Below are 22,438 nucleotides of genomic sequence, written 5' to 3' on the forward strand. Positions count from 1 at the left end.
TTTGCTTGGTGACAATAGCGTTTTGGACCCACCTGACCCCATGCCGAACTCAGTAGTGAAACGAAACAGCGCCGATGATAGTGTGGCATTTGCCATGTGAAAGTAGGACATCGCCAGGCTCCAAATTCAGTCGCAAGACTTTAAATTAAAAATAATAAGAAAATTGAACAGAATTTTCTTGGTGACAATAGCGTTTTGGACCCACCTGACCCCATGCCGAACTCAGTAGTGAAACGAAACAGCGCCGATGATAGTGTGGCATTTGCCATGTGAAAGTAGGACATCGCCAGGATCCTAATTAAAGAAAGCCCGATTCAAAAGAGTCGGGCTTTTTTGCGTCTGAGAGCTATCCACACAACGTGCCCTATTCATTCGCCAGGTAGGTTGGGTAGAGCGGAGCGAAACCCAACACGAGTTAGCGAGTTGCTAGTTAGCAAGGGCAAAGTTGAACTGTGTGGTTGTTTAGTACAGAGACTCCCTCAGCAACATCCCCGTAGGAGGCACTTCAGTGCCGAATAGACAAGAGACATCAGACGTCAGATAATAGATGTTAGTTGATCTACCGGGTTGTTATGTAACTGAGTCACCAACAGCAACAAAACCCCGTAGGAGGCACTTCAGTGCCGAAACAGACCATAACAAACACATTCATGGCTAAAGCGATTCCTACAAGTACACTTTACCTAGAGCCTAGAGCCTAGAGCCTCCGCCAGAGGGAGACGCAGCACCAAACAACCCCACCGCGCGACTGATCGCTGACGGCTGAAAGCTGATAGCTCTCTGTGTTGGGTTTCGCTGCGCTCTACCCAACCTACGGCAGAGCTTTAAAACTTTCCTCTTTCTAACTTTACTCTCGCTAACTCACTACAAACCACATTGCTCCTTGCTTCCCTTACGTTGTTATGCGATAAAGCGTTCTATATTTGTAATACAATTAGGGTTTGCTGTGTCTCGTAAGAAAACAACCAAGTCAAAAGGTTCTTCAGGGTTAAATCGTAAAAATAGTGAAACATTCATCGCTAAGTTCTCATCTCATCCTGATACGCATCTATGCCCATCGGGTTTGATGTATAAAGTGATTGATGATGTTGAAGGGGATCGCGTGACAGAGTTCGATACAGTGGTCATTAATCAACGTATTATGCTTGCTGATGGCAGTGTCATTGCCGACAGTTATAAAGCGGGTATGCCAGAGGTATTTGCTTTATCCGAAGCAATAGAAGGGTTACGAGAAGGTTTGTTATTAATGAATATCGGCTCTCGCTATGAATTTGTGATCCCCCCAGAGCTTGCTTGGGGTAAAAAAGGTAACGGCGGAAAAATTGGTGCGAACGCAGTGCTGCATTTTGACGTTCGGTTGATGCGTTTAGCTTAATTCTTTTAGCATAAGTCCTTTAGCATAACTCGACAGAGTATTTGAAACGCGTTAACGTTCACTACTGGTTACTGAGGAACATTATGGACGCATTTACTTCACGAGTTTATTTTCTTCGCCATGGCGAAATTGCCACACCGGGTATTCTTTCTGGGCAAATCGATGTTGACTTATCAAAGCATGGTCTTGAACAAATGCGCCAAGCCTCTGCTGAACTGTTGAATTTAAATGCTATATATAGCTCACCGCTAAAGCGTTGCTCAGTCTATGCTGATTTTTTAGCAAATCAACACACATTGAATGTTCAGTATTTCAATGCGCTGAAAGAGTTTAATTTTGGTGATTGGGATGGCCAAGACTATCAGCAGCTTTGGCAGCAAACCAGTAAACCTCATATCGGTGATTTTTGGCAGCATCCTTGGCAGGTAAAAGTACCCAATGGTGAATCAATGGCTGACTTTTACGCAAGGGTAGAAGCTTGGTGGCAAACGTTTTTAAACTCATTGAGTGAAACTAAACATACTCAGTCATTGGTAATCAGCCACGCTGGTGTGATTAAACAAATTCTTGCTATTATTTGCCAGATGCCAAAACAGTCAGCCACGCATTTAAATGTTTTCCACCTCCCTTATGCGGGGCTTATTACACTCGATGTATATATAGATGAACAAGGAAAAACTTGGCCAAAAATTGTTTTTTAGCCATCTAGAGTGATATTCATTGAATTATTTACTTAGCCCGCCATAATACACATATGCTATGGAATGGAGTGAAATTCTCCAGCTGTTCCCGCAACTGTAATCCATCATAAGTATGGTCAGCCAGATACTTAGCACTAACAATTAATCATCGAGCGGGTAAACTCACGTCATTTTCTGGTACTAATCAGTGCTTTCTTGTGCGTTGTGGTTGCTCGCCAAGAGAGAACAAGCTTGCAACAAACTAGCCACGGCTCTGCGCCATTAATATCAGTCTCTGATTTAAGTTGGGGTATTGCGAATAAAACAATACTTAAATCAATTAGCCTTGAGTTAAAAGCTGGGCTGTTTATAGGTTTACTTGGCCCTAATGGTGCAGGTAAATCAAGCTTACTGCGTTGTCTTTATCGTTACTTGAAACCTGAACAAGGGGCTGTGTTGCTAAACGGTGAAGATATCTGGCAAATCAATGCTGATGAGTTTGCAAAGCAGGTTGCTGTAGTTTTACAAGAGTCTCCATCGCAGTTTAATTTGTCTCTGTTCGACGTGGTGAGTTTAGGGTTAACACCTCATAAGCGACTTTTCAGCGGCACGTCTATCAATGATAAGCAGCGAATATATCAAGCGATTGAGCAGGTTGGTTTGTCTCATCATATTGAGCAAGCATTCGATTCGCTCTCTGGTGGTGAAAAGCAAAGAGCACTCATTGCACGTTCTATCGTACAGCAACCTAAGCTTTTGATCATGGATGAGCCTACCAGTCATCTTGATGTTAAATACCAAATTCAAATAATGGAATTAGCAAAGTCCCTCGATGTGACTGTGCTTGCCTCTTTTCATGACTTAAATCTTGCAGCGAGTTTGTGTGATGAATTACTGGTAATTGACGAAGGGCAATTGGTTTGTCAGGGGCAACCAAAAGCGGTGCTTACTGAGCAGCTGTTGAGCGATGTATTTGGTGTCTGCGCTGCGGTGTCTGCTCATCCGCAATCAAACACCGATAAGTTTATCCCGCATATAACTTATTTTTATGGCTATCAGACACAGGAGCATCAAAATGACTGATGCAATGCGTTTAAGTATCTGTGTTGTTGTTGGGCTTATTAGTTGTTTTTTCGCTCTGAGCTTTGGTGCTGCAAACACACCATTGAGTGAGGTATTTAATGGCCTGTTTAGCCAAGGTGGTGATGAATTCGTGCAGCGGATTATTTGGCAGTTGCGCATGCCAAGAACGGTGCTGGCATTTTTAGCAGGATCTGGACTGGCTCTTGCGGGATTAATTTTGCAAACCGTAACCCGAAACCCGCTTGCTGATCCTTACTTGTTTGGTATCTCTTCAGGGGCTTCATTTGGTGTGGTGTGCTTTATAGCCCTTACTGGTGTGAGTTTTGGCTTTAGTATGTCAGTTGCTGCATTTGCCGGAAGCTTACTTTCTATGCTGTTGCTTATTGCTATTGCAGGGCGTCGCCATGTTGGTCAAGTTGAAGCCATGTTACTTGCCGGCGTTGCTTTATCCTTCTTATTTAGCGCTCTGACTAGCCTGCTGCTTTATTTTAGTGATCCTCAAGCAATTACAGCTATTTTATTTTGGACAATGGGCAGTTTTTCTCGGGCGCAGTGGGGCACTCTTTGGCTGCCGTTTACCGTTATTATTGCCTGTATGACTTTGATGATTGCATTTCGTCGTCAGCTTAATGCAATGCTACTTGGCGATGAAAGTGCTGCGACTTTGGGGATTCATGTCCAACGCTTTCGGATCATGATGCTGCTGCTAAGTTCATTAATTACAGCGGTGCTTGTTGCTCTGTGTGGAGGCGTTGGTTTTGTAGGTCTGATGATCCCGCATATTGTGCGCTACTTTTCGCCGCAAGGCAGCAGTCATAACTTAGTCATGACATCCTTGGTCGGTGGCATTTTTATGGTGTGGGTAGATGTGTTATGCCGAACCTTATTGAATAACCAAGAATTACCCGTTGGTGTGATCACTGCAGCTATCGGCAGCGTGTTCTTTTTATTCTTACTTTATTTTCGTAAACAGAGCAGGTAGCTAATGTTTAATATCATGCCAATTAACCAGCAGTTTTCAGCTGTAATTCAACAAAAGATAGATCTTAAAACGAAGCCGCTTGGCGCCTTAGGTCAGCTTGAGAGTTGTGCTAAACAATTAACGCTTATTTTTTCAAAGCAGCTTGATAGTGAGCAGGCGCTACTTGCCTTTAAACCAGTTATTTCAAAGCCTTCTCTGGTTGTATTTGCAGGCGATCATGGTGTGGCAAGTCAAGGTGTATCAATTGCTCCTAGCACTGTTACATCACAAATGGTGGCAAACTTTGCTGCTGGAGGCGCTGCAATCAATGTATTTTGTCGCCAGCTTGGTTGGCAGCTCGAAGTTGTCGATGCCGGAACGCTCACTACAGCACATGATAAAAGTGTGCATAACCAGCGTTTAGGTGAAATTACTGCCCCACTGAATACTGAAATGGCCATGTCTCGTAGCCATGTTGAAAAAGGGTTTGAATTAGCAAAGCAGCGAGTTCATTCACTCTATGAGCAAGGCAGCAATACTATTGCGTTTGGAGAGATGGGGATTGGTAATACTACAAGTGCTGCGGCATTAATGGCTGCTTTGTTGTCCTTACCTGCCAACCAATGTGTTGGTAAAGGCACAGGTGTGAGTGACGAGGTTGTTACTAAAAAAATCAAGGTTGTGGAGCAAGCCCTCCAATTGCATCAAGCTCATTTTAGCGACCCACTAATGACACTCGCTGCATTAGGTGGTTTTGAAATTATACAGATCACCGGCGCCATTTTAGCTGCTGCTGAACTTGGCATGGCAGTGGTTGTTGATGGCTTTATTTGTACTGCAGCGGCGCTTGTTGCAACTCGCATTAATGCAAACGCTCGCGATTACATGTTATTTGCCCATGCCTCTGATGAGCAAGGGCACAAAACAATGCTTAATGCCATGCACGCATCACCTTTGTTACAGCTAGATTTACGTTTAGGAGAGGGCACCGGGGCTGCGCTTGCTTTACCTTTACTGCAAGCATCTTTGGCGTTTTATAATGACATGGCAAGTTTTGCCGATGCTAATGTTGAGCAAGTAGTTTGATATGAGCACGGAACAACACACTTCAAACACGACTCCAAGTCAGCTTCAGTTATTTTTACTGGCGCTCAGCTTTTTAACGCGTATACCCGTTAAATTAAACTTTGCAGTATCGAATAAGGCGCTCAATCAGGCCAGCCGCTATTTTGCATTGGTCGGAGTATTATTAGGCGCACTTTTAGCGTTAAGCTTTTTGCTGCTAAGTTGGTTATTCCCCCCAGCCATTGCAGTTGCGTTAGTTATGGCGTTTAGCTTGGTAATCACAGGGGCATTTCATGAAGATGGGCTTGCTGATGTCTGGGATGGCTTTGGTGGCGGTTGGCAAGTTGCAGATAAGCTCAACATTATGAAAGATAGTCGCTTAGGCACCTATGGTGCTGCGGCGCTTGTGATGGCTTTATTAGTTAAGTACCAAACACTTGTCGCACTTAGCGAGGCAACCAGTACTCTGATTATTGCTCTTGTTTTAGGACAAAGCTTAAGCCGGGTTGTAGCAACAAGTTTAATTGCAGATATGGACTATGTAAGTCAGGACGCCACATCTAAAGTAAAACCAATTGCGATGTATTTAAGTACGCAAAGTTATCAAATACTGTTAGCAACTGGCTTTGCTGTGTTAGCAATAGCATGGTTGTTTTTTGGCTTCACTCTAGGGCAATTATTAATACTCGTCAGTGTGCTTTTTGTTACTCGTTTACTATTGAAGCGCTGGTTTGAAAAGCAGTTATCTGGCTATACCGGCGATTGCTTAGGTGCTGCCCAGCAAGTATCTGAGCTTGTTACCTACTTATGTCTAGTGAGTATGTTATGAGCCAACAACATACTTTAATTTTAGGCGGTGCTCGCAGCGGTAAAAGCCGTTTTGCTGAGCAGCTGGCAATAAATTCAGACAAGCCACTTATCTACATTGCTACAGCAAATGCGGGTGATGAAGAAATGACAGCCCGAATTAATAGGCATCAAGCAGAGCGCGCTAAGCATTGGCAACTTATTGAAGAGCCTTTGCATTTGGCTAAAACATTACGACAGTATAGCCAAGCTGAAAACTGTATTTTAGTGGACTGTTTAACCTTGTGGTTGAGTAATTGCTTATGCCAGCAGGGTGAAGCATTTTGGCTTGAGCAAAAAGCGGCCTTACTCGATGTGCTATCGCAATTGTCTGGTGAGGTGATTTTTGTCAGCAATGAAGTGGGTCATGGCATTGTGCCGCTCGGTGAATTAAGCCGTCAGTTTGTTGATCATTCAGGTTGGTTGCATCAAGCCTTAGCACAGCAAGTTGCACGTGTTGAGTTTGTAATTGCAGGTCTTGCACAAACTTTGAAAAGAGAACAATGATGAAAACATTAATGGTGCAAGGCACAACTTCAGATGCAGGCAAAAGTACCCTTGTTGCAGCACTTTGTCGGATCTTTGCAGAGCGAGGCGTTAAGGTTGCACCTTTTAAGCCACAAAATATGGCGTTAAATAGCGCCGTAACAGCAGATGGTGGCGAAATAGGCCGAGCACAAGCTTTTCAAGCTGTAGCGGCAAAAGTGCCCGCAGAAGTCGATTTTAACCCTATCTTATTAAAACCTAACAGTGATACTGGGGCGCAGGTAATCGTTCATGGTAAAGCGCTTTCGAATATGGAAGCTGACAGTTATCACGACTACAAAAAAGTGGCGATGGATGCGGTTCTTACTTCACAGCAGCGTTTAAGTGAACGTTTTGAATTACTGGTTGTTGAAGGTGCTGGGAGCCCTGCAGAAATAAACCTGCGAGAAAACGACATTGCCAATATGGGTTACGCTGAGGCGGTAGATTGTCCGGTGATCATTATCGCCGATATCGACAAAGGCGGCGTGTTTGCTCATTTAGTCGGAACACTAGCCTTGTTGTCTGACTCAGAGCAAGCGCGCGTTAAAGGCTTTGTGATTAACCGTTTTCGGGGCGATATTGCGCTATTACAAGGCGGCCTTGATTGGTTAGAGCAATACACCAATAAGCCTGTGCTTGGGGTGTTACCTTATTTACATGACTTAGCACTAGATGCTGAAGATGCCGTTGCTATAAGCAATCAGGTAGATAAACCACAATTGCGCATAGCAGTGCTATTGCTACCTCATATTAGTAATCACACTGACTTTGATGTACTGCGATTACAACCAGAAATTGATTTACAGTATGTACGTCATACCCAGACTATTCCAAGTGTTGATCTGATTATTATTCCGGGCAGTAAAAATGTCCTTAGCGACTTAGCGTTTTTAAAAAATGAAGGTTGGCACACACAAATAACACGCCATTTACGCTATGGCGGTAAAGTGCTCGGAGTATGTGGTGGGCTGCAAATGTTAGGCAACTATCTTGCTGATCCACATGCTGTTGAATCCAATTTAGGCAGCGCAGAAGGGCTAGGGTTGGCTGACTTTGAAACGCAGTTAGGGCAGCAAAAAGTATTAAGCCAAGTCACTGGCATGCTTTATTTAAATCGTAGTGGTAAAACAATTTCAGGCTATGAAATTCACGCTGGTATAAGCCAAGGGCCCGCACTTGAAAAGCCATTCTTGAGTTTTAATAATCACCCAAGTGGATTTAAAGTGGATGGCTTTATTAGTGATGATAACCAAGTAGCAGGTACTTACTTACATGGCTTGTTCGATACGCCAGAGGGAGTAGCTGAGTTAACTACTTGGCTTGCAGCAAATAGCCAAATACAGCCGATTGATATTAACTTAAACCGTGAACAGCAGTTAAGCCGTTTAGCCAATGTGGTAGCAGAGAATCTCGATATTGAGCAAATCATCAATATTTATGAGAACTTCAACTTAGAGTCATAAGGAACAACAATGAGCGAACAGAATCAAGATAAGCACCAACAGCGCCAGCAAAAAGTAAAAGAAAAAGTCGATGAACGTATTGCTGCTGCGCAAAAAGAGCAAGGTATTTTTCAGGTCATAACTGGTAATGGTAAGGGCAAATCTACCTCTGGATTTGGTACTGTCGCACGTGCTGTTGGTCACGGAATGAAAGCAGCTGTGTGTCAGTTTATTAAAGGGACTTGGGAGTGCGGTGAGCGTAACCTACTCGAAAAAGCAGGGGTTGAATTTGTTATTATGAACACCGGTTTTACCTGGGAGACACAAAACAAAGAGTCAGACACCGCAGCTGCCCAAGTGACATGGCAAGAAGCGAAAAGAATGCTCAATGATGAGTCGATTAACCTCGTTATGCTAGACGAAATAACCTATATGATCACCTACGGCTATATTGACTTAGACGAAGTGTTAGAGGCAGTAAGCTCTCGACCAGCCATGCAATCGGTGATCATTACAGGACGTGGTGCACACCGTAAATTGACCGACTTGGCTGACACAGTCAGTGAAGTTAGAAATGTAAAACATGCTTTTGATGCTGGCATTAAAGCGCAAAAAGGGTTCGATTATTAACATGAAACCCATCAAGTTTGCACTCTTAGGTTTTTTATTAAATTTACCCGCACTTGCACACGCTCATGAAATTAAAGAGCCACAGCGTATTGTTGCTTTAGCACCGCACATTGTTGAAAACCTGTTTGCGATAGGTGCTGGCGATCGTATCGTTGGTACGGTTGATTTTGCTGATTACCCAGCACAAGCGAATGATATTGAACGTGTTGGTGGGTATTACGGCGTCAATATGGAAAAGTTACTGTCACTTAAGCCAGATCTTGTTTTAGCGTGGAAGACAGGAAATAAAGCTGATGACCTCGCTTATATCGAAAAGCTAGGCATTCCTGTTGCTTATAGTAATCCGGATCAAGTTGATAATGTTGCTGATGAATTACGTAAGCTAGGCACGCTTACGCATTTACAAACTAAGGCAGATAAGGTGGCCAATGAGTTTGTAGCTAAACTCAATGCAATTCGTGCCTCTCAGCAAGGTAAAAAAGCCGTGCCTGTTTTTTATCAATTATGGCCAGAGCCGATGATGACAATTGGTGGAAATACCTGGATCAATCAGCTTTTAACTATTTGCCATGCTGAGAATGTGTTTGCTAATAGCGATACTGATTACCCGCGTATTAGTATTGAAAATGTATTGGTTGCTAAACCTGAGGCGATTATTATTCCAGACGAAAAATCTAAAAAGCCGCAACCGAAGATAGACTGGCGTCAATGGCCTGAACTGCCGGCAGTGCAGCATAACCAGTTTATTAGTGTGAATGCAGATCTATTGCATCGTTTTACAACCCGTATGCTAGATGGTTTAAGTGATATGTGTGGTAAAATAGACATTTCTCGTCAGCAAATACAGGCTTCAAAATGATCGATTGGCAAACATTTCTAGATACCGAGCTTGCTAAACCCTACATGCAAGAAACCTTGCAATATGTAGCTGATAGACGCGCAGCAGGTGTGACCGTTTATCCAAAAGATGAGCAGGTATTCTCAGCTTTTGATGCCACACCACTGAGCGAAGTCAAAGTGGTTATTTTAGGGCAAGACCCTTATCACGGAGAAGGCCAAGCCCATGGTTTGTGTTTTTCGGTATTGCCGCAGGTTAAAAAGCTACCGCCATCATTAAAGAATATATACAAGGAACTAGCCACAGATATTGATGGGTTTGAAATACCCCACCATGGTTACTTGCAAAGTTGGGCAGAGCAAGGAGTGTTTTTACTTAATACCGTACTTACTGTTGAACAAGGGCAGGCTCATTCTCATAAGCAGCTTGGCTGGGAGCAATTTACCGATGCAGTGATTGCGCTTATTAATCAACACTGTGAAGGTGTGGTGTTTATTTTATGGGGCGCGCATGCACAGAAAAAAGGTAAACATATTGATACCTCGCGTCATCATGTGATCCAAGGTCCGCATCCGTCACCGCTTTCTGCTCATCGAGGTTTTTTTGGTTGTCAGCACTTTTCTAAGACAAACCAAATACTTATTGATCAAAACAAAAAACCGATCAATTGGTCATTACCACAAATTTTATAACAGAAACGTAAAAGGCCCATAATAAGGGCCTTTATTTTACAAAAAATCTAATTCGTCTATGTCAATACTGTCAGTAAAGTAATCAAGCTCCTTTAGTTCTTTACGTAATCTGTGTTTATCTTTTAACGCTTCGATTTCGCGCCATTTTCTTTTTTTATTTTTTGTGGAGGTCTTTTTTGTTTTACCAGGACCTTCTAATATTTCTAAAATATCGTCTAGGCTATCCATGAACTTCTCCCATTTATTTTTTGAACCTCGGAAATACGTATACCATAGGCAAGGTAAAAATAGAACAAAAAAGTGACGATAATGTTACAGAACTGTGATTGATAGATGAATAGATCAAGGAATTAGTTATTTCAGAAACAAAAACGCCACCGGGCGGTGGCGTTTTAAAAAATGCTGTAATTTGAATTACATTGCTTTAAAACGAGCTTCTAATTCAATTTGTGCTTCTGCGAACGAGCGAATACCTTCAGCGAGCTTTTCTGTTGCCATTGCATCTTGGTTATGTAACCAACGGAACTGGCTTTCAGTCAGTGGTGCTGGTTTTTCTTCAACAGTAAAGTTGTTATCTAGCAGGTATTCTTGTGCATCAGTTAGTTGGCCTAGCTCTTCTAAAAGTGCAGGGCTAATGGTTAACTTATCACAACCTGTAAGCGCGATGATTTCGCCTGTATTACGGAAGCTTGCGCCCATTACCACTGTTTTGTAATCGTGACGTTTGTAGAATTCGTAGATACTACGAACCGATTGCACACCAGGATCGTTCAGTGGATCAGTTGGCTTTTCCATACCGTTAGCAACATGCCAGTCTAGGATACGGCCAACGAATGGTGAAATTAAAAATACGTTAGCATCGGCACATGCGCGAGCTTGTGCTTCAGAGAATAACAGCGTTAAGTTACACTTAGTGCCTTCTTTCTCTAATTGCTCAGCGGCTTTGATGCCTTCCCACGTTGATGCAACTTTGATCAGGATTTTATCTTTGCTCACACCTTCTTTTTCGTACAGGCTCAATAAAGTGTGGGCTTTATCGATTGTCGCTTGCGTATCAAATGATAAACGCGCATCTACTTCTGTTGAGATATAACCTGGAACAATTTCACTGATTTCTTTACCAATTAAAACAGCAAAGTAATCACAAGCTAGCTCAAGTTGTTTAGCTGCATCTTGCTCGGTTTCTTTGGCATATTGCCACGCTTTATCTAAATAAGGCTTGTACGCTTCAATTTCACTGGCTTTTAAAAGTAAAGACGGATTAGTTGTCGCATCTTCTGGTTGGTGCTTTTTGATAGCTTCGATATCACCTGTATCTGCAACAATAGATGAATGCTGTTTAAGCCTTTGTAGTGCTGAAGTCATTTGCTTTCCTCATTCCAAGCAAGTTAAAAGAATATCCATTATAGCCACCTTTATGCTGCAACACTATGACAGTGTTTAATAGGTCAAATGTCCTTAATATAGAAAACTAGAACATTATGTATGAAAGAGCAGCGGATAAAGGCAGGACGAAACAAAACGTGCATTTTGATTCAATTAATGTTGAAATTGACATCAAATAAATTACAAGTCAATAGCTAAGTATGATCACTGTTATTTCACCTGCAAAGAATTTAGATTACGAAACCCCAGCCACGACCGATAAATTCACTCAACCTGAATTACTCGAGCATAGCGAAGAGTTAATGTCAGTTTGCCGTGATTTAACACCAGCGCAAATTGGTAGCCTAATGAAAATCAGCGATAAACTAGCTGGTTTAAACGCAGCACGATTCTCCGAGTGGTCGCAGCCATTCACGCAAGATAACGCAAAACAAGCCGTGTTGGCTTTTAATGGCGATGTGTACGGTGGTTTAGATGCACAATCATTAACCAGTTCAGACCTCGATTACGCGCAGTCACACTTACGTATCTTGTCTGGCCTTTACGGTGTGCTGAAGCCGTTAGATTTAATGCAGCCTTACCGTCTTGAGATGGGTACTAAACTTGAAAACCCACGTGGTAAAAACTTGTATCAGTTTTGGGGCAGTGTCATCGCCGAAAAGCTTAATACGGTACTTGCTGAGCAAGATAGTAAGTATTTAGTAAACCTTGCTTCGAACGAGTATTTTAAAGCAGTTGATAAAAAAGCGTTAAATGCGCAAATCATTACGCCGCATTTTAAAGACTGTAAAAACGGCCAATATAAAGTGATCAGCTTTTATGCGAAAAAAGCCCGCGGCATGATGGCGCGTTACATCATTGAAAATAAAATTACCCAATTGAGTGATTTAAAAGATTTCACCGTTGCAGGTTATTACTTTAGTAGCGATGCAACAGCAAAAGAATTAGAGCCTGTTTTCTTACGCGAAGAGCAGAACTAATTTTTAGCAAAATGAATTAGAGAAGCCGTGCTTAGCACGGCTTTTTTTATGGTTTTAATACACCCAATTAGAAATGGCGCTTATCTTGCAAAAAACCCTGTTGAGTAATTAATTCATCAAGGTATAAAAATGTTAAAAATTCCGACAGTAAGTGAAGCTGAAAAGCTAATAGAAGAAAAACTCGGTGGTTGGATTGATATCATCATAAGCCATATTCCAAACTTTATTGTCGCAGTAGTTATAACCATTGTATTTTCATTGCTGGCGCGTCTTGTTGGTTCAATGCTCAGAAAGCTATTACGTCGCTCATTAGAGTCTTCGCAAATAGCGGACTTAATGTCATCGATAGCAAAGGTTATTGTGCTATGTGTAGGCTTATTTGTAGCCCTTGATTTCTTGGGGCTTAGAGGCACAGTCACCTCTTTACTTGCTGGTGCTGGTATTGTTGGTCTTGCGATTGGTTTTGCCTTTCAGGACATGACAGAGAACCTGATAGCGGGTATTGCTATGGGTATTCGCAAACCATTTAAAACTGGCGATGTTATTCGCACCGAAAGCGTGTTTGGTACTGTACGGGCGATTAACCTTAGAAACACCCTCATTGAGAACTTTTATGGGCAACTTATCTTAGTCCCTAACAAGATTTTATTTAGGAACATACTCAGTAACTACAGCACCTTAGGTGTGCGTCGTATCGAGGTGCCTGTGGGTATTTCATATGCCGACGATCCCGAGCAAGCCGCTGAGGTGATTGTTAAAAAAATCAATGAGTTTGATTTTGTTATTAAGCAAGAAGAAACCGCCGTTTACGCCGAAAGCTTTGGTGATAGTAGCGTTAACTTACTAGTTTGGTTTTGGATTAAATACCCCGGCGAAGCGGATTTCATGACAGTACGCCACAAGGCTGTTGTGGCAGTCAGAAACGCCCTAAGCGAAGCTGACATGACCATCCCATTCCCAATTCGCACGTTAGATTTTGGCATCAAAGGCGGCGAAAAATTAAATGCTATGATAAGCGAAAAACAGCAGGATAAAGACGCTGGTGTACCGCAAACCGATGAGTAAAATTTACTGACTCATCGGCGTGATTTACACAGGGAACTGTGGTTGTGAGAAGGAGAGAAAGGAGGACTTTTAGATAAATTACCAAGTCAAATGTTAGCTAGTTTAAAGGAAGAAGCGAGTAAGGATGGGAAATTATAAACTTAATATTCAAGCCGAGACTGATTTGAGCATAGTGATGCATTATGTCGATATCTGAGAATTAACATAAATAACCTGAACTTGTTAAATAATACAAAGAACGTTAGGAGCGTAAATTCGCGCGAAATAAATTTCACGCCTACGATTAGCTATTCTAACTTAGAGCTTAAAATTTACGGCTTAAAGCTCGGTTCCCGTGTTGGGTTTCGCTGTGCTCAAACCAACTTACGTGCTTGAAGTTTTGTCCTACAAAAAAAGCGCAAGCAGTTTAACTGTTTGCGCTTTTTTTCGATATGCCAATGATTAGTGAAGGATACGTGCTCTGATTGTACCTTCAACAGCACTTAGCTCTTTAAGAGCGACTTCTGATTGGTCTGTATCGACATCAATTACTACGTAACCAATCGCTTCGTCAGTTTGTAAGTACTGGGCTGCGATGTTGATACCGTGCTGTGCAAACGCTTGGTTAATTTGCGTTAGAACACCTGGGCGGTTGTGGTGTACGTGTAATAAACGGCTGCGGTTTGCAAGTTCTGGCAGTGATACTTCAGGGAAGTTAACTGCAGTAATGGTTGAACCATTATCTGAGTATTTAGCAAGTTTGCCCGCTACTTCAATACCGATATTTTCTTGTGCTTCTTGTGTTGAACCACCAATGTGTGGTGTCAAAATCACGTTATCGAACTCGCGTAACGGTGATACAAACTCTTCATCATTTGACTTAGGTTCTACAGGGAATACATCGATTGCAGCACCGCTTAGCTTGTTTTCACGAAGTGATTCAGCCAGTGCATCAATATCAACAACTGTTCCGCGAGAAGCGTTAATTAGAATAGCGCCTTGCTTCATTACTTCAAGCTCTGCCATTCCAATTAGGTTCTTCGTTTGCGGTGTTTCTGGTACGTGTAAGCTAATAACATCAGCACGCTGTAATAACTGAGTTAGGTTATGAACTTGCGTTGCGTTACCGAGTGTTAGTTTGTCTTCAATATCGTAAAACTCAACGTTCATACCGATATTTTCTGCCATGATACCTAGCTGTGTACCAATGTGACCGTAACCAATAATACCTAAGGTTTTACCACGCGCTTCAAATGAACCGTTGGCTGATTTTAACCAACCGCCACGGTGTGCTAGGGCATTACGCTGTGGAATACCACGAAGTAATAATAAGATTTCACCAAGTACTAATTCTGCAACAGAACGAGTGTTTGAGAATGGTGCGTTAAATACCGCAATACCACGCTCACGGGCACCTTGCAGGTCGACTTGGTTAGTACCGATACAGAAGCAGCCGATAGCGACTAGCTTTTCTGCTGCTTCTAATACCGCTTCACTAATATGAGTGCGAGAACGAAGGCCTACAAAGTGCACATCTTTAATGCGCTCGATGAGCTCGTCTTCAGGTAAGGAAGTTTTTACGTAATCAATATTACTGTAGCCATTACGTTTAAGCGTTTCTACAGCACTTTGGTGCACGCCTTCCAGCAAGAGAATTTTAATTTTGTCTTTTGCTAACGATACCTTACTCATATCCTCATTCCTATTTACTTTATTTGCGGCCCATTTTTGGTGCCGATAATGACTTTATCTGCACCGCGATGGGCAAATAAGCCGTTAGTTACTACACCAACAATCTGGTTGATTGTTAGCTCTAATTCTTTGGCATTGCTGATGTCTAAATTGTGCACATCTAAAATGACGTTGCCGTTATCAGTTACAACACCTTCACGGTAAACTGGATCTCCACCTAGTTTTACAAGCTCGCGGGCTACATAACTGCGTGCCATTGGGATCACTTCAACTGGAAGTGGAAATGCGCCTAATGTTGCAACTTCTTTTGATTCATCAACAATACAAACAAATTGTTTTGCTACCGCTGAAACGATTTTCTCGCGTGTTAGCGCAGCACCACCGCCTTTGATCATTTCGTTATGTGGGTTGATTTCGTCAGCGCCATCAACATACACATCAAGGCTTGATACGTCGTTTAACTCAAACACTTCAATACCGAGTGCTTTTAACTTTTCAGTAGAAGCTTCAGAGCTTGAAACTGCACCAACAATGGTGTCTTTTACAGTACCAAGTGCATCAATAAAATGATTCACTGTAGAGCCTGTACCTACACCAACAATGGTGTTTTCATTTACAAACTCGAGTGCTGCCCAGGCAGCGGCTTTTTTTAATTCATCTTGCGTCATAATTATGTGCTCAGTTAGCTATCAGAGAGGCCTATAGTATACAAAGAGTTTGCTTACCATTGGTAGATTTTCTCTGGGGTTATAATGTGTTTTAACGGTACATCCCACGATTCAATAGGTAATGCAGCTACATGCTGACATTGATGCGCAAGACCGATTAATATCGGTTTTTGCCAATTTTCTTGGTAATACCGAGCCAACGTTTTGTCATAAAACCCACCGCCCATTCCTAAACGGTTACCTTGATCGTCAAATGCCACTAATGGCATAAGTAAAATATCAAGCTTGTCTAAAGGACATATTTGACTGCAATTCAACTTGGGCTCCAAGATACCATAGCGATTAACAGTCATGGGTGAATTTTCTTCATACCTCTGAAAGTATAAAGTTGTACCGTTGAAGGGATGAATAATAGGTAGGTATAAAGAGTGTTTTTTTTGCCATAAATCTTTAATTAACAATGATGTGTCAAGCTCTCCATCATTGCTGAAATAGATGCCTATACGCGCTTTTTGAGGAGTTTCTAATGATTTTATGTGTTGAGTAAATTTCATTTTAAGCGTAATTGCTGCATTTTTTTGCTGCTCTTCGGTCAGTGAATTACGCTTTTTTCGGATGGATTGTCTAATTTCTGTTCGTGTGTTGCTCATGTCAATATATACATCAACTTTCTAAGAAAGAGAAAAGCTCTGGGAATAACTCCACAATACCAAGAATGATCAATAAAACAATCACCATCGCAATCAAAGAGTAGAGTAGGGTATTTGAGCGTTTTTTTACAGGTTCAGCGAGTTCTTCATCAAGTAGAAGCTCATCATCTTGCCAGCTTTCATCTTGATCGCTATTACTGCTCTTTTCAACATCAGGTAAACGTTGTTCTAAGTCATCGAGCTTTTCTTCTAGGCGGATCAAACTACTAGTGATGTAATCAAGCGCATCAAATATACGTTCATCACGTTGCTTTGCATCTAGGCTGCTAGTGGATTGCGATTGGCTAAGAGGTTGTAGCTTTGCTTTTATACCTACACTGGCTAATAGCTTCGCTTGCTTAAGAGCCTTTTCTTGCTCGCAAGGAGCGAATATTGGCTTATGCTCGAAAAATCCAGCTACTTTGTTTGTGCTGGTTTTAAGCTTGCTAGCTAGTTGCTCTGTGGCATGTGTTTGATCAATACCAGCCTCAAGTCCTGCAAACATCACACGAAATTTGTCTGCCATCTTTTAGTTATCCTAATCCTTAATGTAGATAACAAAAGTATAAACCTAAATAGATCAATGGATAAACAAAAGCCCGTACAAAACGGGCTTTTTCTTTATAAATGAACAAAATATTTATTTAGTATTTTGCTGCTTTGCCTTCAGCTGGCAACGAGTTAAGGATAAACTCGCGTAGATCATTATTTGAAGACTCAAGATCTGCATGACGTAAATACATCATGTGTCCGCTGCGATAACCCTTAAAGCTTAGGCGATCTTTCATTTTACCACTTGGGTCTAATTGCCACATTGTGTACTTAGCATCAAAGTAGTTAGTTGCACCATCATAGTAACCTGATTGAATCATTACATTTAAGTAAGGGTTTTGCGCCATTGCTAAACGTAAGTTTTCACCGGTATTGTTGCCGCTGCGATCCCACGGGTGAACATTACCAAATAGGTTATATTTGATATCTGTTTTGTAGTTAAGCTCTTCACGTAGGTAATAGTTAATTGCTGGCGTGAATGAGTGTAACCATGAGGTAAGCTCAGCCCAGTAATCTGGTGACTCACCAGCATCACGTTTATCAATACCTAGATAACGAGAGTCTAAACGACCAACAGTTTGACCGCGGTCACGTAATAATTCTTTCCAAAAGAAATTAGTTGGAATATCAAGGTTGTTTTGCTCAACAAACTTCTCAGATAAGCCTGCGTATTTTGCTGCTTGTTTGATAATTGCACGCTTTTCATCTGCAGGTAAAAAGCCTCCTTTAGCAATTGCTGGTAAGAACTTATTTACGGTGAACTGTTCTACTTCAGGAAGTAACTCGTCTAAGTCTTTTGCTTGTAAATCTGCGCTGAGGGCTTTGTGGTACCAAGCTGTTGCTGCAAAGTAAGGTAGGCGGTTAGCTGCTTCTACGGGGCCTTCACGTTTAATACCAATCTCAGTTGGTGAAACTAAAATAACGCCGTTGATATACATCCATTGGCGGTTTTGTAATTCGTGCGCAAGACCTGATACACGTGTTGTACCATAGCTCTCACCAATTAAAAACTTAGGTGAGCGCCAGCGCTCGTTGCGAGAAACAAAGGTATTTAGCCACTCTGCTAAGTATTTGATGTCAGCGTTAACACCAAAAAACATTTTTTGCTGATCTGATTTACTTGGCAGCTCACCCTTTTCGTTTTCAAGTACACGTGAATAGCCGGTATTAACCGGGTTGATATAAACAATATCTGCTACGTCTAAAATTGAATAAGGGTTATCTTTTACGCCATAAGGTTGAACAGGGTAGCCTTCGTCATCAATTTTTAATACACGTGGTCCAGTATAAGCAAGGTGCATCCACACTGATGCAGAACCTGGGCCACCGTTGAACGAAAATACCAGAGGGCGTTTTGTTCTATCGTCTACTTTGTCACGGGTATAATAAGTATATTGCAACGTTGCAACGGCATTGCCTTGCTCATCCCAAACGGGTTGCGTACCAGTGGCGGCGGTATATGAAAAGCGCTCGCCGTTAATGCGTGCTTTATGCTCTGTTACCACCTTGCTGTCAACGTCAATACGACGTGCGTTATCTGCAAAGCTAGGAGTGCTAAAGGTCAGTGTCAGTGCTGTTACCGATAAGCCAATAAAACTAACTAGTTTCATGTTGATTCCTTATTATTCGATTTATAGCTATTAAAAATTAAAGCTGACTCGATGACAAACTAATGAGACTAGTGACCAATATTCGCTGTTGAAGTGGAAATTAACCGAAAATCATGAGCAAATAACAAAAAAATCCTTTTTTTTACTAAAGATAATTTGCTTAATTATTTAGCTAGATTGAAAAATGGCGTATATTTAGCGTGTTTATAATCTGTGCACGTGCGCTTAGAAAAGAGAAGTTATAATGCAAAGAGTGTTAGTTGTTGAAGACAGTAAGGTGGTGCAGCAAGTGTTACGTCACTTGGCTGCTCACTATCTCGATGTCGCTGTCGACTTTGCGTGGTCCCTAAAAGAAGGGATAAATTTAATTGCTGAACACGATTATACTTTAGCATTGGTCGATTTAACCTTGCCAGATGCAATGAATGGTGAAGTGGCTAAGTACACGCTTTCAAAGAATATTCCGACCGTTGTTCTGACTTCTAAAATTGATGAGTACATCCGCCAACAAATGTTAGAGCTTGGTGTGGTTGATTATGTCGTTAAAGATAATCGTGATTCGTACCATTACGCAATAAAGTTAGTTGCACAATTACTCAGAAACGATGGTAGTAAAGCGCTGGTGGCCGATGACTCAGTATTGAGCCGCACTTTAATGAAGCAAATGCTCGAAAAGCAATTATTTGCAGTGAGTGATGCCCAAGACGGTGAGCAAGCGTTGCAAATGCTCAAAGAGGACCCAGAAATTAAATTGTTACTTACTGACTATGCAATGCCAACAATGGATGGTTTTGAGTTGGTTAAAGCGGTGCGTAATTTCCGCGGCCGCGATGACTTAGCCATTATTGGTTTGTCGGGGGCTGGTAAGCATGGTTTATCGGCGCGCTTTATTAAATACGGCGCAAATGACTTTTTAACAAAGCCATTTATGAATGAAGAGTTTCATTGCCGTGTTATGCAAACCATGGAACAACTCGCTCTAATAGCCGATATTAAAGAAAGTGCATATCGCGACCATTTAACAGGCTTACACAATAGACGCTATTTTTATCAATACGCCGAAAAAATATTAAAGAATGTTGAACAAGAGAATGTTTTAGCCTTGCTTGATATTGATTACTTCAAGAATGTTAATGATCAATTTGGTCACGAAGCGGGTGATCAGGCGCTTAAGCAAGTCGCATCATTCTTAAAAGCAAAGTTTGATGATTTTACCGTGGCACGTATTGGTGGTGAAGAATTTGCAGTTGTGCTCAATAATATGGATCTAAAAAAGGCTGAGCAGCGATTAAATACATTTAGAGAGCAGTTAGCCAGCCATGCCTTTTCTATTAATGGCGAGCCTTATTCATTGACCATGAGTATTGGTATGACTCCATTTCAAAAAGTGTCGTTAACAGCTGCTATGCGTATTGCAGATAAAGCGCTATATCAAGCCAAGCAACAACAGCGAAATTGCTTAGTTATTCAATAATTGAGTAAATTGCACCAGCTCAGGTTAATTGTTAATAAAATGCACCATATGGGTGCATTTTTTTTGTTCAAAAACCAATATTAAAATATAAATCATTGAATATTAATAATAAAAAATAGTGGCACAAAGGTTGGATTACATACACCAACAGGATAACAATAAGCGTCCGAAGGGGGCCACTATGAAAATGATTAGTGCAATAATAAAGCCATTCAAACTTGATGATGTGCGTGAAGCACTGGCTGATTTAGGCATTGAGGGGATGACAGTTGTCGACGTTAAAGGCTTTGGCCGTCAACGTGGTCACACTGAACTATATCGTGGAGCTGAATACCAAGTCGATTTTATTCCAAAAATCAAACTTGAAATTGCAACTCGTAGCGAAAATTGTCAACGCGTTGTTGAAACCATCACAAAAATTGCTTCAACAGGCAAAATTGGTGACGGCAAAATTTTTGTTTACGACCTAGACCAAATCGTCCGTATTCGTACAGGCGAACTTGATGAAGAAGCAATTTAAGGGGGAATTATGGAAAACACGATTGTAGAGTTGAAGTTCTCGCTCGACACATTTTACTTTTTGATGTCGGGTGTTTTAGTAATGTGGATGGCGGCTGGTTTCGCTATGCTAGAAGCAGGTTTAGTGCGTGCAAAAAATACAACAGAAATACTAACCAAAAACGTAGCACTATTCTCTATTGCCTGCACTATGTTTTTATTAGTGGGTTACAACATCATGTATGTTGATAACGCAGAAGGTGGTTTTATCCCTTCATTTGGTGCATTAATTGGCACTCAAGCTGCTGATGCAGATCACTCTTTAGAGTCTGATTTCTTCTTCCAAGTTGTGTTCGTAGCAACGGCTATGTCAATCGTATCTGGTGCGGTTGCTGAGCGTATGAAGTTATGGGCATTCTTAATTTTCACTGTTGTTTTAACTGGTTTCATTTACCCAATCGAAGGTTACTGGACTTGGGGCGCAGGCTTCTTATCTGAAATGGGCTTTGTTGACTTTGCTGGTTCTGCAATTGTTCATGGCGCAGGTGCAGCAGCCGCTCTTGCAGGTGTGCTTTTCCTAGGTGCTCGTAAAGGTAAATATGGCAAAAACGGTGAAATCTACCCAATTCCTGGTTCTAACCTACCGTTAGCAACACTAGGTACATTAATCCTTTGGATGGGTTGGTTTGGCTTCAACGGTGGTTCACAACTGCTTATCTCTGACGCTGAAAATGCAACAGCAGTAGGTAAAATCTTCGTTAATACTAACGCTGCCGCTGCGTGTGGTGCAATTGCTGCACTTATGGTGTGTAAAGTACTTTGGGGCAAAGCTGATCTAACTATGGTGCTTAATGGTGCATTAGCTGGTCTGGTAACTATTACTGCTGAACCTGCATCACCAACACCGTTACTTGCTTGTTTACTTGGTCTTCTTGGTGGTTCTTTGGTTGTATTTAGCATCGTTGCACTTGATAAAGCTAAAATCGATGACCCTGTAGGTGCTATTTCTGTACACGGTGTATGTGGTGCTTTAGGTATTATGTTAGTACCACTTTCAAACTCAGATGCAACCTTCGTTAATCAGTTGATTGGCTTAGTATGTATCTTAGGATTTGTGTTCATCGCGTCATCAATCGTATGGGCAATTCTAAAAAATACTATGGGTATCCGCGTTACCGAAGAAGAAGAACTAAACGGTATGGATCAACATGACTGTGGTATTGATGCGTACCCTGAGTTTGTATCAGTTCGCAGTAACTAATCTTTGTGCGTGTTTTTACACGCACAAAAACAAATCATTGTGTGTTCAAATCAAAGCTCTACTTAGGTAGGGCTTTTTTGCAATTAAATAAGTCTTTTCTGATAGGCGATTTAGTCAATTATTAGCTATGCTTTAGGTTCCAATCTAACAAGGAAAAATTATGGATAACAAACTGTTGCTTATTATTATCTCGCTATTTTTACCGCCTGTTGCGGTATTTTTAAAAGCGGGAGCAGGTAAAGATTTAATCATTAACATTATTTTATGTTTTATCTTTTTTATTCCTGCCGTAATTCACTCGCTATGGTTGTGCACACGCTAACCGAGTTTAAGTGACTGTTAATTTTACAGGTGTTAATATTGCCTAGCTTGTCCTGTAAAATTAACTGATCAATAGCGAACTCAATGGCTGATAAAAAAACACCTGCAAAAAAGTCGTCATCA

General features: G+C 41.5%; 24 protein-coding genes, 2 rRNA genes and 1 riboswitch. Of the genes, 19 read left to right on the plus strand and 7 right to left on the minus strand.

The features are described from left to right. Positions 1-4: 4 nt before the first annotated feature. The 13 genes from rrf (L1267_RS21925) (at position 5) to ung (ending at position 10,140) form a co-directional block, all read left to right on the plus strand. Positions 5-119 (plus strand): 5S ribosomal RNA (rrf, locus tag L1267_RS21925). 58 nt (positions 120-177) lie between these two features. Further along, positions 178-292 (plus strand): 5S ribosomal RNA (rrf, locus tag L1267_RS21930). Between the two features lie 654 nt (positions 293-946). Continuing rightward, positions 947-1,375 carry an FKBP-type peptidyl-prolyl cis-trans isomerase gene (locus L1267_RS21935; RefSeq protein ID WP_235384128.1) on the plus strand — a complete coding sequence of 143 codons (429 nt, stop codon included), beginning with the start codon at positions 947-949 and terminating at the stop codon, positions 1,373-1,375. 83 nt (positions 1,376-1,458) lie between these two features. Next, positions 1,459-2,076: a histidine phosphatase family protein gene (locus L1267_RS21940; protein WP_235384129.1), complete on the plus strand. Its 618-nt coding sequence runs from the start codon at positions 1,459-1,461 to the stop codon at positions 2,074-2,076. Between the two features lie 60 nt (positions 2,077-2,136). After that, positions 2,137-2,204: riboswitch (cobalamin riboswitch) on the plus strand. 103 nt (positions 2,205-2,307) lie between these two features. Beyond that, positions 2,308-3,138, plus strand: coding sequence for an ABC transporter ATP-binding protein (locus tag L1267_RS21945; RefSeq protein ID WP_235384130.1), 831 nt, complete (start codon positions 2,308-2,310; stop codon positions 3,136-3,138). Further along, complete coding sequence (locus L1267_RS21950; RefSeq protein WP_235384131.1) at positions 3,131-4,120, plus strand: FecCD family ABC transporter permease; 990 nt, start codon at positions 3,131-3,133, stop codon at positions 4,118-4,120. Before L1267_RS21945 ends, L1267_RS21950 begins: the two co-directional genes overlap by 8 nt. 3 nt (positions 4,121-4,123) lie before the next feature. Next, positions 4,124-5,185 carry a nicotinate-nucleotide--dimethylbenzimidazole phosphoribosyltransferase gene (cobT, locus tag L1267_RS21955; RefSeq protein WP_235384132.1) on the plus strand — a complete coding sequence of 354 codons (1,062 nt, stop codon included), beginning with the start codon at positions 4,124-4,126 and terminating at the stop codon, positions 5,183-5,185. 1 nt (position 5,186) lies between these two features. After that, complete coding sequence (locus tag L1267_RS21960) at positions 5,187-5,993, plus strand: adenosylcobinamide-GDP ribazoletransferase (protein ID WP_235384133.1); 807 nt, start codon at positions 5,187-5,189, stop codon at positions 5,991-5,993. After that, the gene (cobU, locus tag L1267_RS21965; RefSeq protein WP_199526184.1) at positions 5,990-6,517 is read left to right on the plus strand and encodes a bifunctional adenosylcobinamide kinase/adenosylcobinamide-phosphate guanylyltransferase; all 528 of its coding nucleotides are present in this window, start codon (positions 5,990-5,992) and stop codon (positions 6,515-6,517) included. Before L1267_RS21960 ends, cobU begins: the two co-directional genes overlap by 4 nt. After that, positions 6,517-8,001: a cobyric acid synthase gene (locus L1267_RS21970; RefSeq protein WP_235384142.1), complete on the plus strand. Its 1,485-nt coding sequence runs from the start codon at positions 6,517-6,519 to the stop codon at positions 7,999-8,001. The genes cobU and L1267_RS21970 overlap by 1 nt, the downstream gene beginning before the upstream one ends. 9 nt (positions 8,002-8,010) lie before the next feature. Then, positions 8,011-8,610, plus strand: a complete 600-nt coding sequence (cobO, locus tag L1267_RS21975) for a cob(I)yrinic acid a,c-diamide adenosyltransferase (protein ID WP_235384134.1) — start codon at positions 8,011-8,013, stop codon at positions 8,608-8,610. 1 nt (position 8,611) lies between these two features. Next, positions 8,612-9,469 (plus strand): cobalamin-binding protein, encoded by an 858-nt coding sequence (locus L1267_RS21980; protein ID WP_235384136.1) that lies wholly within the window; start codon positions 8,612-8,614, stop codon positions 9,467-9,469. Beyond that, the gene (gene ung / locus L1267_RS21985) at positions 9,466-10,140 is read left to right on the plus strand and encodes a uracil-DNA glycosylase (RefSeq protein ID WP_235384137.1); all 675 of its coding nucleotides are present in this window, start codon (positions 9,466-9,468) and stop codon (positions 10,138-10,140) included. The genes L1267_RS21980 and ung overlap by 4 nt, the downstream gene beginning before the upstream one ends. Before the next feature lie 36 nt (positions 10,141-10,176). Here ung and L1267_RS21990 read toward each other — a convergent pair whose 3' ends face one another. Together L1267_RS21990 and tal are read right to left on the minus strand one after the other, a co-directional pair. Continuing rightward, positions 10,177-10,368: a DUF3545 family protein gene (locus tag L1267_RS21990; RefSeq protein ID WP_135923711.1), complete on the minus strand. Its 192-nt coding sequence runs from the start codon at positions 10,366-10,368 to the stop codon at positions 10,177-10,179. 186 nt (positions 10,369-10,554) lie between these two features. Then, the gene (gene tal / locus L1267_RS21995) at positions 10,555-11,505 is read right to left on the minus strand and encodes a transaldolase (protein WP_138557268.1); all 951 of its coding nucleotides are present in this window, start codon (positions 11,503-11,505) and stop codon (positions 10,555-10,557) included. 221 nt (positions 11,506-11,726) lie between these two features. Between tal and yaaA the strand changes: the two genes are divergently transcribed. After that, entirely contained in the window at positions 11,727-12,506 is a 780-nt protein-coding gene (gene yaaA / locus L1267_RS22000) for a peroxide stress protein YaaA (RefSeq protein ID WP_235384139.1), read from the plus strand. 129 nt (positions 12,507-12,635) lie between these two features. Continuing rightward, the gene (locus L1267_RS22005; protein ID WP_138557270.1) at positions 12,636-13,571 is read left to right on the plus strand and encodes a mechanosensitive ion channel family protein; all 936 of its coding nucleotides are present in this window, start codon (positions 12,636-12,638) and stop codon (positions 13,569-13,571) included. A 441-nt stretch (positions 13,572-14,012) separates the two neighbouring features. On the opposite strand, the gene serA is transcribed toward L1267_RS22005, so the two are convergent. The 5 genes from serA to L1267_RS22030 all read right to left on the minus strand — a co-directional run bounded on the left by serA (position 14,013) and on the right by L1267_RS22030 (position 18,761). After that, positions 14,013-15,242 (minus strand): phosphoglycerate dehydrogenase, encoded by a 1,230-nt coding sequence (gene serA / locus L1267_RS22010; protein WP_135923716.1) that lies wholly within the window; start codon positions 15,240-15,242, stop codon positions 14,013-14,015. Positions 15,243-15,256: 14 nt separating this feature from the next. Beyond that, the gene (gene rpiA / locus L1267_RS22015; RefSeq protein WP_135923717.1) at positions 15,257-15,910 is read right to left on the minus strand and encodes a ribose-5-phosphate isomerase RpiA; all 654 of its coding nucleotides are present in this window, start codon (positions 15,908-15,910) and stop codon (positions 15,257-15,259) included. Between the two features lie 53 nt (positions 15,911-15,963). Then, the gene (locus tag L1267_RS22020; protein WP_235384140.1) at positions 15,964-16,560 is read right to left on the minus strand and encodes a 5-formyltetrahydrofolate cyclo-ligase; all 597 of its coding nucleotides are present in this window, start codon (positions 16,558-16,560) and stop codon (positions 15,964-15,966) included. A gap of 13 nt (positions 16,561-16,573) precedes the next feature. Further along, positions 16,574-17,125, minus strand: a complete 552-nt coding sequence (locus tag L1267_RS22025) for a hypothetical protein (RefSeq protein ID WP_135923719.1) — start codon at positions 17,123-17,125, stop codon at positions 16,574-16,576. Positions 17,126-17,243: 118 nt separating this feature from the next. Beyond that, positions 17,244-18,761 carry a S10 family peptidase gene (locus tag L1267_RS22030; RefSeq protein ID WP_135923720.1) on the minus strand — a complete coding sequence of 506 codons (1,518 nt, stop codon included), beginning with the start codon at positions 18,759-18,761 and terminating at the stop codon, positions 17,244-17,246. Positions 18,762-19,005: 244 nt separating this feature from the next. Here L1267_RS22030 and L1267_RS22035 point away from each other — a divergent pair, with 244 nt between their 5' ends. The 4 genes from L1267_RS22035 (at position 19,006) to L1267_RS22050 (ending at position 22,316) form a co-directional block, all read left to right on the plus strand. Continuing rightward, on the plus strand, positions 19,006-20,235 hold the full coding sequence (locus tag L1267_RS22035; protein ID WP_235384141.1) for a response regulator: 1,230 nt from the start codon (positions 19,006-19,008) through the stop codon (positions 20,233-20,235). Between the two features lie 181 nt (positions 20,236-20,416). Then, entirely contained in the window at positions 20,417-20,755 is a 339-nt protein-coding gene (locus L1267_RS22040) for a P-II family nitrogen regulator (RefSeq protein ID WP_054554260.1), read from the plus strand. Between the two features lie 9 nt (positions 20,756-20,764). Next, positions 20,765-21,994: an ammonium transporter gene (locus L1267_RS22045; RefSeq protein ID WP_135923722.1), complete on the plus strand. Its 1,230-nt coding sequence runs from the start codon at positions 20,765-20,767 to the stop codon at positions 21,992-21,994. 160 nt (positions 21,995-22,154) lie between these two features. After that, the gene (locus tag L1267_RS22050) at positions 22,155-22,316 is read left to right on the plus strand and encodes a YqaE/Pmp3 family membrane protein (protein ID WP_135923723.1); all 162 of its coding nucleotides are present in this window, start codon (positions 22,155-22,157) and stop codon (positions 22,314-22,316) included. Positions 22,317-22,438 lie beyond the last annotated feature (122 nt).

Source organism: Pseudoalteromonas sp. OFAV1, from assembly GCF_021532595.1.
Lineage (GTDB): Bacteria > Pseudomonadota > Gammaproteobacteria > Enterobacterales > Alteromonadaceae > Pseudoalteromonas > Pseudoalteromonas lipolytica_C.

What these genes read in the sequence shown, in the direction of transcription:
- cobT (WP_235384132.1), top strand. Translation starts at nt 4,124, where the DNA reads ATGTTTAATATCATGCCAATTAACCAGCAGTTTTCAGCTGTAATTCAA.
- L1267_RS21980 (WP_235384136.1), top strand. Translation starts at nt 8,612, where the DNA reads ATGAAACCCATCAAGTTTGCACTCTTAGGTTTTTTATTAAATTTACCC.
- cobO (WP_235384134.1), top strand. Translation starts at nt 8,011, where the DNA reads ATGAGCGAACAGAATCAAGATAAGCACCAACAGCGCCAGCAAAAAGTA.
- L1267_RS21990 (WP_135923711.1), bottom strand. Translation starts at nt 10,368, where the DNA reads ATGGATAGCCTAGACGATATTTTAGAAATATTAGAAGGTCCTGGTAAA.
- L1267_RS22045 (WP_135923722.1), top strand. Translation starts at nt 20,765, where the DNA reads ATGGAAAACACGATTGTAGAGTTGAAGTTCTCGCTCGACACATTTTAC.
- L1267_RS21960 (WP_235384133.1), top strand. Translation starts at nt 5,187, where the DNA reads ATGAGCACGGAACAACACACTTCAAACACGACTCCAAGTCAGCTTCAG.
- yaaA (WP_235384139.1), top strand. Translation starts at nt 11,727, where the DNA reads ATGATCACTGTTATTTCACCTGCAAAGAATTTAGATTACGAAACCCCA.
- L1267_RS21970 (WP_235384142.1), top strand. Translation starts at nt 6,517, where the DNA reads ATGAAAACATTAATGGTGCAAGGCACAACTTCAGATGCAGGCAAAAGT.
- rpiA (WP_135923717.1), bottom strand. Translation starts at nt 15,910, where the DNA reads ATGACGCAAGATGAATTAAAAAAAGCCGCTGCCTGGGCAGCACTCGAG.
- serA (WP_135923716.1), bottom strand. Translation starts at nt 15,242, where the DNA reads ATGAGTAAGGTATCGTTAGCAAAAGACAAAATTAAAATTCTCTTGCTG.
- L1267_RS21950 (WP_235384131.1), top strand. Translation starts at nt 3,131, where the DNA reads ATGACTGATGCAATGCGTTTAAGTATCTGTGTTGTTGTTGGGCTTATT.
- L1267_RS22005 (WP_138557270.1), top strand. Translation starts at nt 12,636, where the DNA reads ATGTTAAAAATTCCGACAGTAAGTGAAGCTGAAAAGCTAATAGAAGAA.
- tal (WP_138557268.1), bottom strand. Translation starts at nt 11,505, where the DNA reads ATGACTTCAGCACTACAAAGGCTTAAACAGCATTCATCTATTGTTGCA.
- ung (WP_235384137.1), top strand. Translation starts at nt 9,466, where the DNA reads ATGATCGATTGGCAAACATTTCTAGATACCGAGCTTGCTAAACCCTAC.
- L1267_RS22050 (WP_135923723.1), top strand. Translation starts at nt 22,155, where the DNA reads ATGGATAACAAACTGTTGCTTATTATTATCTCGCTATTTTTACCGCCT.
- L1267_RS22030 (WP_135923720.1), bottom strand. Translation starts at nt 18,761, where the DNA reads ATGAAACTAGTTAGTTTTATTGGCTTATCGGTAACAGCACTGACACTG.
- L1267_RS22035 (WP_235384141.1), top strand. Translation starts at nt 19,006, where the DNA reads ATGCAAAGAGTGTTAGTTGTTGAAGACAGTAAGGTGGTGCAGCAAGTG.
- L1267_RS22020 (WP_235384140.1), bottom strand. Translation starts at nt 16,560, where the DNA reads ATGAGCAACACACGAACAGAAATTAGACAATCCATCCGAAAAAAGCGT.
- L1267_RS21940 (WP_235384129.1), top strand. Translation starts at nt 1,459, where the DNA reads ATGGACGCATTTACTTCACGAGTTTATTTTCTTCGCCATGGCGAAATT.
- L1267_RS22025 (WP_135923719.1), bottom strand. Translation starts at nt 17,125, where the DNA reads ATGGCAGACAAATTTCGTGTGATGTTTGCAGGACTTGAGGCTGGTATT.
- cobU (WP_199526184.1), top strand. Translation starts at nt 5,990, where the DNA reads ATGAGCCAACAACATACTTTAATTTTAGGCGGTGCTCGCAGCGGTAAA.
- L1267_RS22040 (WP_054554260.1), top strand. Translation starts at nt 20,417, where the DNA reads ATGAAAATGATTAGTGCAATAATAAAGCCATTCAAACTTGATGATGTG.